Below are 13,127 nucleotides of genomic sequence, written 5' to 3'. Positions count from 1 at the left end.
CAGCTTTTATCAACAAGGTATGCGGGCCGCAACCCTTATACAGTCTATCTCGTAGACCTCTTTGTCACCCCCCCAGGACTGTTGACTGTTAACTAATGACTACTGACTACTGCCAACTGCCAATTGATTACCGATCGAGCTTGCGCTGAATTTGCCTCAAAGACTGGTACATTTCCGGCAAACGGTTGTATACGGCTGCGGCTTTGAGAAATAGTTTGTGGGGAATTGCTGGCACCCCAGTCACGATCGCACCTGCGGGCACGTCGCTGTGAATTCCGGCTTTAGCAGTGGCGATCGCCCCATCTCCGATTTTGGCTTGATTGGCAATTCCCACTTGACCTGCCAAAATTACATTGTTGCCAATTTTCACCCCGCCAGCCATGCCAACGTGAGCGGCAAAAGCACAATTTTTCCCTACTTGACAGCCATGACCTACCTGTACTAAATTGTCAATTTTTGTATTTTGGCCGATGCGGGTTTCTCCGACAGCGGGCCTGTCGATCGTGCTGTTGCAGCCTACCTCAACGCCCTCTTCTAATACAGTGCAGCCAGACTGCTCCATTTTCAGCCATCCTGTGGCTGTAGGCACGAACCCAAAACCTTCGGAACCGATCGCCGCACCGCTGTGAATCACGCAATTTGCGCCGATGCGACTACGTTCGTGAATGACACAATTAGCGTGTAAAACTGTGCCTTCGCCTATTTCCGCATCTGGGTAAATTACGACATTTGGATGAATGCAAACGTTGCTGCCAATTTTGACTTTTGCTTGAATAACGACGTGGGGGCCGATATAGACATTTTCACCAATTTCTGCTGAGGGGTGAACGACGGCTGAGGGATGAATTTCGGATGCTGGGCGAAACGGTTGATAGAAAATGGCGATCGTTTCCGCAAATAACAATCGCGGATCGGGTGCGGCAATCCAAGCAATGTTGCGATCGTCACATTGAGCTTGAAGACTTTCATCTAACGGTAAAATTAAAGCCGAAGCATTTGTAGTGGCTGTATGAACGGCAAATTTAGCACCTTCTATATAACTGATTGTGCCCGATGGAGCTTCATCAACAGGGGCCGCACCTGTAATTTCTGGATCGGTAGCAACCGACGCTGTGAGGGTGCGACTGGTGGCTAAGTTAAGTTTTTGTACTATTTCGCTAAACTTCATCTATAAAAATTTGTTGTTAGCACAGATGGATCATAGTTAAAATTACCAGCTTTCGAGCACGATCTGAGCAGTTGCGATTTAAAAAACAAAAACCCCGATTTCTTGAAGAAGTCAGGGTTGTAGGGCTCGATTATTTTTGCCAATTATTTTACAGAAACTGCATCTACGTCAACGGTGCTGCCTTGGGATTCAGAATAATGGACACCGGTGGCTTCGGATGCTGAGGCTGTCTCTGTTTGGCGGGATTTAAAGTAGTCGATCGCCATTTGGGACACTTCGGAAATCAGCAAGACTGCGATTGCCACATCGTCAATTTGTCCGATGACGGGGAGAAAGTCTGGGGCAATGTCGATCGGGCTTACCAAATATGCCAGCGTTCCCAGAATAATCCACCAGCGGTATTTGGGGTTGCGGAGGGTGTCGCGGTACCAGTTGTAAACAGATTGTATAGAAAAGTTCATGGGGTTGTCCTCTACTTATATTTTCAATCTTGACAAATTGTCGCTCGAAATGCTTGTGGAGATATCCCCCCTAGGGTTGGCAAGAGACTTCTACCTGGGAGTATAGGGAATTGGGGAGGGAGAAGTTGTCAAGCTGTGTTGAAAGGTCGGGGACTCTTGGCAACGCCCCTACCGAAACCTGACAGAAGAAAGCCGATAGAATTAATATGTGTTTATCTGCTGTTTTAAATAATATTCATATCTCTCACTCACGAATTTTGAAAGATCCATTTTTGGTCGCCGATCGCAATTTCGCAGCCATTTGGTAGCCAAAAAGGCTCGTTAGCAGCCAGCCTCTGCCCACCCACAAAAGTGCCGTTGGAACTGCCGCTATCGACAAGCTGATACCGCTGTTTGCCAAGTTCGTCAGTGGCGCGGCGGATTTGAGCGTGGTAGCGCGAACTTTGCGGATCTTGTAATACTAAAGTGTTGGTTGGTTCGCGTCCAATTGTAAAAGGATTGGCTGTGAGGGCGATCGCTTCTCCAGAAAATTTGTAGATTAAATGTGCGGTTGTTTTGCGATCGCTGCTTGCGAGTACGGTTGGTGCAAGTTGGGGAGGATTTCTCCCAGCAGGGAGACTGTTTTGAGCAAGTTGTTGTGTTAGTTGTTGTAAATCGCGATCGAACCCGGCTGCTGTGTCAGAAGCTGAAAGACTCGCAGGAGAATTACCTGAAATTAAGTTTAACTGCTGTACGGGAGCTTGAGGAACAATGGGCCGGCCGGCTTCGGCAATTCTCATTTGCAGGGCGGCGGCATTTTCTGCTTCCTGTCGGGCACTCATTCCCTCAACTTGGCGAATAACTCCGTTGGTTTCGGGAAAGCTGACATCGCCAATTCGCACGTCTTCTAAGTTAAAACCTAGGGTATAAAAATCTTGGACGCGATCGAGCAAATTTTGGCGCAACAACAGCCGTCCTTGACTGATAAGCTGTTGTAGGGGTATTTGCCCGATCGCTAATCCCATACAATCCTTAACTGCACTTGCTAAAGCACCTATAGGATCGGACAATTCCAAAGCTACCCGTTTCGGATCTATAACTTGATAAATAACGGTCAGAGTGGCATCAATTAAAAATCGATCCTTAGACAAAAAATCTCCGTGCGACTGCACCTCCAAATTGCGGAGTTTGGTGTCTACGAGGACAATTTGAGACTGTTCCAGCAGGGGAAGGGCGAAGCTGAAATGTCGCCCGGATTTCAGGGTACGCACGGCGCGGCCGTTTTTGACCAACACACCCGTGTAACCCGCCCCTATAAAGTCCATACTAAACCCGGCCCAGCGTTCTGGAGTTATCGTTTGAATTAGGGGAGAAGCGTTGTTCATGGGAGGGAGTTGAGGGAGGGAAGATTCTATTTTTAGGGTAACAAATTGCTGGGGACGAGCGATCGGGCGGTGTGCCGGTTCGGCAACCTCTATTCTATACTTCTGGACTCCCCCCGATTCAGGCCGGACTGGATCGAGTTTGCACCCCAGCAACCCACCTTCTGTTTGTACTGCATTCCCACTTTTGCCATCGCCCACCGGGAAGCAATATTTTCAGATTTAGAAACCGCTACAATGCGATCGAGTTCGAGAGTTTGAAACCCGTATTCTCAGATAGCAAACGCTGCTTCAGTTACCGAACTCACGCCCCCAGCTTATATCTATTTGTACTCACTTACTCACTCGGCTTAAAGTGCATACATTCGCAAATAATCTTTAAATTATCTGCGTTGCATCTGCGGTTTCCCTATCAATCAAAGATTTATGCAATAAGTCTAGTAGCCCGATCGCCCTTTTGATTCACCGCACCAAAAAAGCCACACACTCAACATGAGAAGTCTGAGGAAAGAAATCCGCCGGCTGCACTCGCGCCAACTTATAATCCCCATTTTCGCACAAAATCTTCAGGTCGCGAGCCAAAGTAGCAGGCTTGCAGCTAACATAAACAATGCGATTTGGTTTGATTTGCTTGATAGCTTCCAAAACCGCGCGATCGCACCCTTTCCTCGGCGGATCTAACAGCACAATATCCGGTGTCAATCCCAAGGAAGGCAGCAAAGTCTCTACAGTGCCCGCTTGAAAATCGACATTTCTCACGTCATTTAACTCAGCATTTAATTTGGCTTGTTCGATCGCCGCCGGTTGCACTTCTAAACCTATGGCTATTTTTACTTGTTTTGCCAGGGGTAAAGTAAAAGTACCAATTCCGCAGTAAGCGTCAACCAAAACCTCGTTTCCCTGCAAATTCAATTCCCCTACGATCACTTCTAACAAAGCTTCAGCCGCCTCTGTATTTACCTGGAAAAAAGTATCAGCCCTTAGCTGAAATTTCAAACCAGCAAAACTTTCTCGCAGATAAGAACGACCCGCAATGCAGCGAGTTTCGGCACCAAAAATCACATTAGTTTGAGCGGGATTTATATTCAAACAAACCCCTGCAAGTTGAGGATAGCGATTCAGCCACTCTGATGCTTGCTCTTCGAGTCCCGGCAACTCTCCAGTGCGAACTATTAAAGTTAGCAGCATCTCGCCCGTGCGCCGTCCGATCCGCAAGGACAAGTGACGCACTTCTCCTGTATGTTTCTTTTCGTCGTAGACTTGCCAATCCCGCCAGTGGATGTCTTCTTTGACTTCTTTTAACAAAGGATTGAGGCGCGGGTCTTGCACCGGACACTGATTGAGATTGACTAATTTGTGGGTGCTTTTTTGATAGTAACCTGCTTGGACTTGACCTGTTGCAGATATTGCGACGGGATAAGTCGCTTTGTTGCGGTATCCCAAAAATTGAGGAAATCCCTCGATTTTTCCCGTTAAAATTTCATCAACTTGCAGATTGCTAAATCCGCCAATCCTTTCTAAGGCTTGAATGATTTGATTTTGCTTGGCTGCAAGCTGATATTGATAATCTACGTGCTGCCACTGACAGCCGCCGCACTTGTCGGCGACAATGCAGTTAGCTCGAATGCGGTGTTCGGAGGCTTCCAGAAGTGTGTCCAGCTTGCCTGTAGCATAGGTGGATTTGACTTGCACGAGACGGACAAGGACTCGATCGCCCGTCACGGTATCGGGCACAAACACTACTAACTCACCAAAACGACCAACTCCATCGCCGGTGTCTGTCAAGTCGGTAATCTCTATCTCAATCAGTTGACCTTGCTGGCAAGGGTTTGCCAATTTCGTCGAGTTTGGGGTGGGGAATTTAGATTTGGTCACAAGTAGTCGTGGTAGGATTTAATATGGTAATGCAATATCGCTCTCTCTTTCCTGAGATAAGTCGTAGCGAAGCGGGGCGTAAGCCATCGCACTCAAGCTCAATAGCAGGTCGTATTCCTGCTGCTGAACGTCTTGCTGCTAAAGCCAAGCTTCAACCTGCAAGTCAAGCCTGCCGTGAGTTGTCTCGATCGAGCCTGTGCGATATGCTGTTGGGGCGATGTAGCAAAAACTCGTTAAACAGTCAAAGTGTCTGCTGACATCCAAACTCTCACTCGCAGTTTTTGAGTTTTTCCCGCAGTACCCTGGAACACAAGGAAACTGGCTTGAATATCAAGCATAACGCTTGGGGAGATTTACCCTCTACTTCTAGGATTGATAAATGTTAGGAGCAAGGCGAGTCTGCGAACCAAGAATCCCGTCGCCAACAGATGGGAATGTTTATTAATGTTATCCTCAAATTTGAATAACAATGAGCGTAGTTAGCCAATTTATTCTCCAAGCCGACGACGAACTTCGTTATCCCAGTACCGGCGAACTCCAAAGTATCAATGATTTCTTTAAAACCGGAGAACAGCGGGTGCGTATTGCTACTGCGCTGTCTGACAGTGAGAAGAAAATTGTGGAAGAAGCTAGTAAAAAACTCTGGAAAAAACGACCTGATTTTATCTCTCCTGGGGGCAATGCTTACGGCCAGCGCGAACGGGCTTTGTGTCTGCGCGACTACGGCTGGTACTTGCGCCTGATTACTTACGGTATCTTGGCGGGTGACAAAGAGCCGATCGAAAGCATCGGTTTGATTGGCGTTCGGGAAATGTATAATTCTCTCGGCGTTCCTGTTCCTGGCATGGTCGAAGCTATCCGCTGTTTGAAGGAAGCTTCTTTGGCTTTGCTGAATCAGGAGGATGCTAAGGAAGCAGCTCCTTATTTTGATTATATCGCTCAGGCAATGTCTTAATTGCTTTGGTGATTGCTTTGATGAATGTGGCGGAGCATTCGCGGGTGATTTTTGGGGTGATTTTATCTCGCAATTGCTCGCAAATGTTTCGCTTCTGTTTTGGGAAAGGAAATCTGCCTAATTTCTGCTAGGAAGCAATGGTGTTTAAGCTTTCCCAGATGTTGAGTTCGCATAGTCTTTCAATGCACATTTGAATTAAAAAGTCAAGTGTTTTTGGGAGAGATTGTTTTTTGAATTTCCGGCTGTCGTACAGAATGGATGTTTTGAGCTGCGAGAGTTCTCCAAGAGTGGGGCAGGTTTGGATATGATGCGCGATCGCATTTTGCCATTCTTCCAGCCTGCGGTAGCTGACAAACAGGCCGCCTCTATCCCGATGGTGGACGAAAACCACGAAAGCCCAGGATTCGACTCGCTTAATCAGGTTTTGGCTGATTTTGAGCAGTTGGGCGATCGACCTGAGGGTGATGCGGAGCTTTTTTGAGGGTTGGATGCGGCGAAACAGTGCTGTCATAGCTGAGTCACTCCTGAACTTGGGTGAGTTAGTTTGTGTTCGTCTTTGGATCTTGCTATATCATATCATTCTACACGAATGCAGAGAAGTTGCAGTAATGTTTCTAAATGTGTAATGCTGAAACCCTGTGTGCTGCCTTGAGCAAGGCAAAAGTACAGCTAGCTTAAGAGTTAAATTGGATCTGTAAAATGCCGGGATTTCTTGACTTTAAGGCTGTCGTCGATCAGGAAAAACTGCGCCCTGTGCGATTTACGGATACGGGACGCGGCAGATTGGGCAAACTTCTGAAAGCAGCTAGAGAGATTCGGGGCTGGTCAATTATTGAAACAGAAATGGTCACAAAAGAATACGAGGCCGCTCTGTTTCGGACAGCCGGAGATCCTGTACCAAAAGATGTCGGTATTAGTAATGCTACTGTTAGTCGCTACGAACGCGGGAAGTTAGAAAGTTTGGATTGGCGATCGCTCTCTCTGTTATGCTTTGTGCTCAAGCCGATCGATCCAGTGACAGGGGAAGCCCTCGAACCGACAAATGCTTTATATATCGCGTGCGAACATCCCCCATACAACGATGCGAAACTCTATGACTAGATTATTTGCAGATAGGTAATGTCAGGACTCTCTAACAAAGCTGTGGTAGACAAAGAGCAGGAATTGCGTCCCGTTCGCTTCACGGAAACGGGGCGAATGCGTTTGGGGAAGATTTTAAAAGCAGCAAGACAGACAACAGGCTGGTCTGTCAGCGAAACAGAGTTCAAAACAAAGGGATATGAAGAGGCGCTGTTCACAGCTACAAATCAACCCGTACCCAAAGATGTGGGTATCAGTGCCGCAACAGTCAACCGTTACGAACGCGGGAAGCTGGATAATTTGGATTGGCGATCGCTCTCTCTGTTATGCTTTGTGCTCAAGCCGATCGATCCGGTGACTGGGGAAGCCCTGGAACCGACAAATGCGCTTTATATCGCTTGCGAACATCCGCCGTACAATGACGCGAATCTTTACGAGTAGTTCATTGCTGACATCTGAACTGATGCAACTAAATTCTTGAGATGGGGAGTTTTGAACCGCAGATATTAGCTGATGAACGCGCTATGAACGCTGATGTCATTTTATCTGTGTTGATCTGCGGTGATTGATTACCGATCGCCCTTTTGTTTAGCAATTAAAGCTTTAGCTTGCTGCCACAGAGATTCTAACTCTTCTGGGGCATAATCTGACAAAGGTCGATCGCACGCAGCCTCTACCTTTGCAAACCGCTGCACAAAGCGATCGTTTGTTCCCTGCAAAGCAGCCGACGGATCTAAATCGTACCAGCGAGCTAATTGAATCAACACAAACATAATATCTCCCAATTCTGACTGCTGCGCTGCCTTATCCTCGTGTTTGAGAGCGTGTTCAAACTCGGCCATTTCTTCGTGAAATTTATCCCAAACGCCGTCTACACTGTCCCAATCAAAACTCACTTCCGCAGCTTTTTGAGAGATTTTCATCCCGGCGGTTATCGGCGGCAAAGTGCTGGCATAACGGCTCATTTTCGAGGCTAAAGTTTGCGGCTTTTCCGAAGTTGTGCCTTTTTCTGCTGCTTTGATTTTTTCCCAGTTTTCGTTGACTTCATCCACGCTGTTGAGTTCGACATCGCCGAAGACGTGGGGATGCCGCCGAATTAGTTTTTCTGTAATGCCCGCAGCGATTTCTGCGAAGGTAAATTGATTGGATTCGCTGGCAATTTGAGCTTGCAGAATTACCTGTAACAGTAAGTCACCCAATTCTTCGACGATCGCATCTTTATCTCCTTTGCGAATCGCGTCGGCGGTTTCATAAGCTTCTTCTATGATGTGAGCAACTAGAGTTTGGGGAGTTTGGGCTAAATCCCAAGGACATCCGCCGTCTGGCGATCGCAATTTAGCCACAACTTCTATAAGTTCTTTGAGTGCTGTGAGCGATCGACTTTCAGAATTAGACATAATTATTTACCTTTTATATCAACCGCCAAGACGGTTATAACGTTGTTAATGGCTCCAACCATTGATTTTATTACTTCTTCCTTCTTCCTTCTTCCTTCTTCCTTCTTCCTTCTGCTATGGATTTGCTAGATGTGCGAGTGGGAGCTTTGATTTTGGACCTCTTAATTGTCTTAGGACGCCGCAACCCGCTCAATCCTTTCTTTTTGAATCTTTTGTAAGCCGAGCCGCCCCAATCGCTCAGATAGTGGCTCATCGCCCCCAATTCTAGACCGATGTAAACGGCTAAAATTTCGATGTGGTGTTCCCAGATCGATCGCCCGTAGCTCAAAACCACATCCTGCCAATTCCCGCCTAAGTTCCCGACTTTTTCGGCAATTGCCAATCCCAACATTCCGAGAACCGCAATCCAGATAGCGAGGTACAAGATTCGCAAAGCAGTGCCGATCAGAGGGCCGTGGGACAAAAAAGAGCGGTGGCGCAGGCTTTTTTGGTACGGGAGCCAAATCGGTTTGAACCATCCCCAGCGCTGATACTGGCAAGAGTAGATATCCAAGTCGGGGCCAAACATCAGCCCGCCGAATAAGAAGCTGCCGGAAACGAGCAAAGTCAGGTTGCTGCTCTGAGTCTGGCCAAAGGTGAGGGCTGCCACCAAGGGCAAACTCCACATGGTTATTTGATCGTGGGTGCGGCCAGAGGGCATTTAAAGTTTAGGATTTTTTTTACTTGATCTTTCTGAGTTACTGTGATATGATAAATCCCGGTGAGTGCAATTGGGTGATTAGCTCAGTGGTAGAGCGCCTGCTTTACACGCAGGATGCCGTAGGTTCAAATCCTACATTACCCATCCGATAACTCAATATCAACAGTTTCAGCCGTTTTTAGCCGTCAAGCCGAGAACGGCTTTAACTTTTGCTGTTGACGGCTGACTTTTGAATTTGGTGACGACTAAATTTAACATTCTGTGGCGGATGTCTCAAAAGTTGGCACCCAATGCTAGAAAATTAATTTATTGATTTTCTTTTTTAGAACCGTGTATATGAAGCCTAAAATAACCAGCCCGATCGCGTGGCAGCAAGCTGAACTGCTCATGCAGCCAGCCATGATCCGAGTGCTCGACAACATCCGCAAACAATTAGAGGAGTCTGTCTGGACGGGCACTTATCAAGAAGTGCAGATTCCAATTCCGGGCTATCAACTAATTTTAGAGCTTCAAGGCGAGCAAAGATGCGTCGATATTTGGGAACTTTGCTATCGAGTCTGCTTTGTCAACTACCAGCCCGCCCACTCTCAACTGCAAAGCCAGGAAGTCGTAATTGACACTAGCTTGATTGACGATGACACTGGCGATGTAGATTGGAATCGTCTTGATGGCAAAGCCAGTCAATTAATACAAGAAATATTCGCCAATTTGGGCAAATAGTCAGTTGTCAGTTGTCAGTTGACAGGGAAGCAGTAGTTAACAGTTAACAGTCAACGGTCATCAGTCAATAGTCAACAGTCAACACTCAACAAAATTTTATGCTGATTCAAGAATTGCACGACATTCAAGCAGCGGCTGGTGCTACTTTTGCAGAGTTAACAACCAAAGGAATTGTGCCAGTGAGTTTTGGTAACGACGCAGAAGCGATCGCAGCAACGAAACAAGGTGCGGCTTTGTACGATCGCACTCACTGGGGACGCATTCAAATCTCAGATAGCGATCGACTGCGGTTCTTGCACAATCAAAGTACCAATAACTTCAACATACTCAAACCCGGTCAAGGTTGCGATACCGTTTTCGTCACATCCACCGCCCGGACGATCGACCTCGCCACCGCTTACGCGACAGAAGATGCCGTACTGCTGCTAGTATCAGCCAACCGCCGCCGCCAACTGCTGGAATTGCTCGATCGCTATATTTTCCCAATGGATCGCGTTGAGTTAACAGATTTAACTGAGACAACTGTTGCTTTCAGTTTCCTCGGCCCGGACAGCACTCAACTACTAGAAAAAATCGGAGTTACCGAACTTGAAAATCAACCTTACGCTACTCACAAATTGATAAATTTTGCAGGTATGGAAGTCCGAGTGGCGGTTGGTAGCGGTTTAGCAACTCCCGGATACACGTTAATTGCGCCAGCAAGCGATGCAGCCAAGTTGTGGCATGAATTAGTCAAAGCTGGGGCCGTACCGATGGGCGATCGAGTTTGGGAACAACTGCGAATCGAACAAGGACGCCCCGCACCCGATTTTGAACTCACAGATGATTACAACCCCTTAGAAGCCCGCCTTTTACACACTATTACCTATGACAAAGGCTGCTACATCGGTCAAGAAACAATTGCCCGGTTGAATACCTACAAAGGAGTCAAACAGCAGCTTTGGGGCGTGCAGTTGAGCGGTGCGGTTGAACCAGGAACAACAGTCACAATCGGAGAGGAAAAAGTCGGTAAACTCACCAGTTTTACGGAAACTGAATCCGGCTTTTTTGGTCTTGCTTACATCCGCACAAAAGCGGGCGGCGAAGGACTGAAAGTGCAAGTCGGAGCGGTATCAGGGGACGTAGTAAATGTACCTTTCTTGAGTTCCTAGTTGCGCTCGATCTCCTGTTGGCGCCGCAGCGCCCAAAACTTTTTTGTTGAGGTTGATTTAGGTGAATTTTAACGTAATAAATTGACACGAATCCTATCTTTATATAGATTCCCAAACCAACAACAGCAATAATTATGCATTACACTCGTCACAGAAAAAAAAGAGTTTTTCAGTGAAAAAGTTTACATCCCGCTTAATTACAATTTGCCTGCGAGTAGGAATAATCTTTGCTGTAGGAATAGTGCAGATTTTTAGACGATTATAAAAAAACTTTAATTGAACGGTTTTCCCGTCCGAAAATTCGCGATAGGCTTCCGCGCTTTAGCCTGAATGGATCGGATAAAATTCCTAAGTTTGTTTTGGGCTCGCTCCGCGATAAATTACAACTTGAAGGTGCGATGGATTACTTAAGTTAGACGATTGCTGCTTGGGGTAGATACATCAATAGTCACGATCGACAATGGCAACCTCTTCCCCTTGATGACCCATTAGCAGACATCCTCACTCAACGGGCCAGTTTGAGTGAATTAGATCCCAGACTATTACTCAAGCTACCGGAAATTTTTGGAGATTTAGTACACTCACCACGCTTCGTCGAGACTGTTGCTGACCTGTTGCGTAGTTTTCATGAGTTCGGTGCTAAAGCAACGCTAGCCCGATTGTCCTAGGCACCATCCGCCTCCGTGAGGAAACTTATTTGACACTGCCACGGCTGCACTACGTTAAACCCGTGGGATTCTCCCGTCTAGCCCAGCTCTATGTCTACGAGTGCAAAGACCAATTCAGCAGCCCGTACAGCGCAATATTTATTGAGGTCATTCTTTCCGATCTTCTCTCTTGCCAAAGCATCTATCTTAAGGCGGATTCTCCAGAGGAAGTAACTCAGGTTGAATAGAGAAGACCGTGTATGCATACGGATGGATATTCATGAAGCGCGACGCCAGAGGCAAGTTTGTTAGCAATTGGAAATCGGAGACGAAACAACGAGTGAGCGTATCTCTGACTAATACAGCATGGCGATCGCTAGATAAAGAGGCTCACAGGCGAGGAATTTCTCGCTCTGAAGTCATTGAAAACTTTGCCCGCACTCTTGAATGCGAACAGTTGTTCCCTGCCCAAGAAACTGAGCGCAAGGTGGCAACGATTCTTGAAAGCATTACGGATGCTTTTGTCGCCTTCGATCGCGATTGGCGCTACACTTATGTGAATCGGGCGGCGGCTAAAATCCTGCACAAAACGCCACAAGAGCTACTGGGAAAGCACGTTTGGAATGATGTTTTTCCTGAGCTAGTCGGTGCAATTCCCTATCGAGAACTACATCGGGCAGTGACGGAACAAGTCCCTGTTTCCTGGGAAGAATTTGGGGAATCTGTCGAGTCTTGGATAGAGGCAAATGCCTACCCATCTGCCGAAGGTGTCGCAGTTTATTTTCGGGATGTGACAGAGCGCAAACGCTTGGAATCAGAACTGCGGCAGCGAGAGCAACAGTTCAAGATGGTGGCTGAAAATGCCCCAGACATTATTACCCGTTTTGATGCAGAATTTCGCCATATTTATGTCAGCCCTTCTGTAGAATTGGTAACAGGTATTCCATCAGGGGAATTTGTTGGCAAGACCAATGTTGAGCTAGGAATGCCAGAAGACCTCAATCGTTTATGGCATGATAGTTTACGGCAAGTTTTTGCAACAGGGCAGGAACAGACGATTGAATTTAAGTTTCCGACTCTAAATAGTATTCGATGGTATCAGGCACGTATTGTCCCCGAATTTGCCAGTGATGATTCTGTTGTATCAGTGCTGAGTATTGCTCGTGATGTGACGGATTACAAACAGGTTGAACAGGCATTACGAGAGAGCGAAGAACGCCTGCAATTGGCACTGACGGCAGCTCAGATATTTGTCTGGGATATGGATTTGCAGACCAATGAGGTGGTGTGTTCTGGTAATGCTCTAGAGGTTTGGGGTCTTCAGGAAGGCACAGGAGAAGACTTTTTTGCGCTCATTCATCCAGATGATCGACAACGGGTGATCCAAGCGACCCAACGGGCAAGTGCTGGAGAACAGTCCTATATGCAGGAGTATCGGGTAATTTGTCCGGACGGCGTTGTGCGCTGGCTCAATAGTCAGGGACAAGTTTATCTGGATGAAACCGGACGGGGAGTTCGCATGATAGGCGTTTCGGTTGATAAGCTGATACGCAGCTAGATTGTATAATATAAATATAAAATAAGCGCTCATTAGTTAGAATGTATGCCAGCC

The 13,127-nt window shown here is 47.0% G+C and carries 14 protein-coding genes, 1 tRNA gene and 1 pseudogene; 8 read left to right on the top strand and 8 right to left on the bottom strand.

Annotated features, from left to right (window positions below):
• Positions 1–127: 127 nt before the first annotated feature.
• The 5 genes from lpxD to QUA77_RS26980 all read right to left on the bottom strand — a co-directional run bounded on the left by lpxD (position 128) and on the right by QUA77_RS26980 (position 5,129).
• A complete protein-coding gene (lpxD, locus tag QUA77_RS27000; protein WP_333453633.1) occupies positions 128–1,168 on the bottom strand; it encodes a UDP-3-O-(3-hydroxymyristoyl)glucosamine N-acyltransferase in 1,041 nt (346 codons plus the stop codon).
• Positions 1,169–1,311: 143 nt separating this feature from the next.
• Complete coding sequence (locus tag QUA77_RS26995; RefSeq protein ID WP_333453632.1) at positions 1,312–1,629, bottom strand: YkvA family protein; 318 nt, start codon at positions 1,627–1,629, stop codon at positions 1,312–1,314.
• Between the two features lie 248 nt (positions 1,630–1,877).
• Positions 1,878–3,191 (bottom strand): SPFH domain-containing protein, encoded by a 1,314-nt coding sequence (locus tag QUA77_RS26990; RefSeq protein WP_333453630.1) that lies wholly within the window; start codon positions 3,189–3,191, stop codon positions 1,878–1,880.
• Positions 3,192–3,452: 261 nt separating this feature from the next.
• Positions 3,453–4,865, bottom strand: coding sequence for a 23S rRNA (uracil(1939)-C(5))-methyltransferase RlmD (gene rlmD, locus QUA77_RS26985; RefSeq protein ID WP_333453628.1), 1,413 nt, complete (start codon positions 4,863–4,865; stop codon positions 3,453–3,455).
• Between the two features lie 138 nt (positions 4,866–5,003).
• Entirely contained in the window at positions 5,004–5,129 is a 126-nt protein-coding gene (locus QUA77_RS26980) for a hypothetical protein (RefSeq protein ID WP_333453626.1), read from the bottom strand.
• A 205-nt stretch (positions 5,130–5,334) separates the two neighbouring features.
• Between QUA77_RS26980 and QUA77_RS26975 the strand changes: the two genes are divergently transcribed.
• Positions 5,335–5,820, top strand: coding sequence for an allophycocyanin subunit alpha-B (locus tag QUA77_RS26975; protein ID WP_333145942.1), 486 nt, complete (start codon positions 5,335–5,337; stop codon positions 5,818–5,820).
• Positions 5,821–5,947: 127 nt separating this feature from the next.
• On the opposite strand, the gene QUA77_RS26970 is transcribed toward QUA77_RS26975, so the two are convergent.
• On the bottom strand, positions 5,948–6,331 hold the full coding sequence (locus QUA77_RS26970) for a hypothetical protein (RefSeq protein ID WP_333453624.1): 384 nt from the start codon (positions 6,329–6,331) through the stop codon (positions 5,948–5,950).
• A 188-nt stretch (positions 6,332–6,519) separates the two neighbouring features.
• On the opposite strand from QUA77_RS26970, the gene QUA77_RS26965 reads away from it, so the two are divergent.
• On the top strand, positions 6,520–6,921 hold the full coding sequence (locus tag QUA77_RS26965; RefSeq protein WP_190733505.1) for a helix-turn-helix transcriptional regulator: 402 nt from the start codon (positions 6,520–6,522) through the stop codon (positions 6,919–6,921).
• An 18-nt stretch (positions 6,922–6,939) separates the two neighbouring features.
• Entirely contained in the window at positions 6,940–7,341 is a 402-nt protein-coding gene (locus tag QUA77_RS26960) for a helix-turn-helix transcriptional regulator (RefSeq protein WP_333453623.1), read from the top strand.
• 128 nt (positions 7,342–7,469) lie between these two features.
• Here the strand turns inward: QUA77_RS26960 and mazG are convergent, their stop codons facing one another.
• A complete protein-coding gene (gene mazG / locus QUA77_RS26955) occupies positions 7,470–8,297 on the bottom strand; it encodes a nucleoside triphosphate pyrophosphohydrolase (protein ID WP_333453621.1) in 828 nt (275 codons plus the stop codon).
• Between the two features lie 70 nt (positions 8,298–8,367).
• Complete coding sequence (locus QUA77_RS26950) at positions 8,368–8,997, bottom strand: metal-binding protein (RefSeq protein ID WP_333453619.1); 630 nt, start codon at positions 8,995–8,997, stop codon at positions 8,368–8,370.
• A 72-nt stretch (positions 8,998–9,069) separates the two neighbouring features.
• On the opposite strand from QUA77_RS26950, the gene QUA77_RS26945 reads away from it, so the two are divergent.
• The 5 genes and pseudogenes from QUA77_RS26945 (at position 9,070) to QUA77_RS26930 (ending at position 13,073) form a co-directional block, all read left to right on the top strand.
• Positions 9,070–9,141 (top strand) — tRNA-Val (locus tag QUA77_RS26945).
• A gap of 192 nt (positions 9,142–9,333) precedes the next feature.
• The gene (locus QUA77_RS26940; RefSeq protein ID WP_333453617.1) at positions 9,334–9,717 is read left to right on the top strand and encodes a hypothetical protein; all 384 of its coding nucleotides are present in this window, start codon (positions 9,334–9,336) and stop codon (positions 9,715–9,717) included.
• Positions 9,718–9,818: 101 nt separating this feature from the next.
• On the top strand, positions 9,819–10,868 hold the full coding sequence (gene ygfZ / locus QUA77_RS26935; protein ID WP_333453635.1) for a CAF17-like 4Fe-4S cluster assembly/insertion protein YgfZ: 1,050 nt from the start codon (positions 9,819–9,821) through the stop codon (positions 10,866–10,868).
• A 263-nt stretch (positions 10,869–11,131) separates the two neighbouring features.
• Positions 11,132–11,536: pseudogene (locus QUA77_RS29455) on the top strand (mannitol dehydrogenase family protein); the annotation flags it as partial.
• Positions 11,537–11,771: 235 nt separating this feature from the next.
• Complete coding sequence (locus QUA77_RS26930) at positions 11,772–13,073, top strand: PAS domain-containing protein (RefSeq protein ID WP_333453615.1); 1,302 nt, start codon at positions 11,772–11,774, stop codon at positions 13,071–13,073.
• Positions 13,074–13,127: the final 54 nt, after the last annotated feature.

Origin of the sequence: Microcoleus sp. K5-D4 (assembly GCF_036704575.1) — a bacterium.
In the GTDB taxonomy this organism is placed as follows: Bacteria; Cyanobacteriota; Cyanobacteriia; order Cyanobacteriales; family Microcoleaceae; genus Microcoleus.
This window is presented reverse-complemented; position numbering and strand designations above follow the sequence as displayed.

Bases quoted from the DNA above. Each gene is read 5' to 3' on its own strand.
- lpxD (WP_333453633.1), bottom strand. From the start codon at position 1,168: ATGAAGTTTAGCGAAATAGTACAAAAACTTAACTTAGCCACCAGTCGC.
- QUA77_RS26995 (WP_333453632.1), bottom strand. From the start codon at position 1,629: ATGAACTTTTCTATACAATCTGTTTACAACTGGTACCGCGACACCCTC.
- QUA77_RS26975 (WP_333145942.1), top strand. From the start codon at position 5,335: ATGAGCGTAGTTAGCCAATTTATTCTCCAAGCCGACGACGAACTTCGT.
- QUA77_RS26970 (WP_333453624.1), bottom strand. From the start codon at position 6,331: ATGACAGCACTGTTTCGCCGCATCCAACCCTCAAAAAAGCTCCGCATC.
- QUA77_RS26965 (WP_190733505.1), top strand. From the start codon at position 6,520: ATGCCGGGATTTCTTGACTTTAAGGCTGTCGTCGATCAGGAAAAACTG.
- QUA77_RS26960 (WP_333453623.1), top strand. From the start codon at position 6,940: ATGTCAGGACTCTCTAACAAAGCTGTGGTAGACAAAGAGCAGGAATTG.
- mazG (WP_333453621.1), bottom strand. From the start codon at position 8,297: ATGTCTAATTCTGAAAGTCGATCGCTCACAGCACTCAAAGAACTTATA.
- QUA77_RS26950 (WP_333453619.1), bottom strand. From the start codon at position 8,997: ATGCCCTCTGGCCGCACCCACGATCAAATAACCATGTGGAGTTTGCCC.
- QUA77_RS26940 (WP_333453617.1), top strand. From the start codon at position 9,334: ATGAAGCCTAAAATAACCAGCCCGATCGCGTGGCAGCAAGCTGAACTG.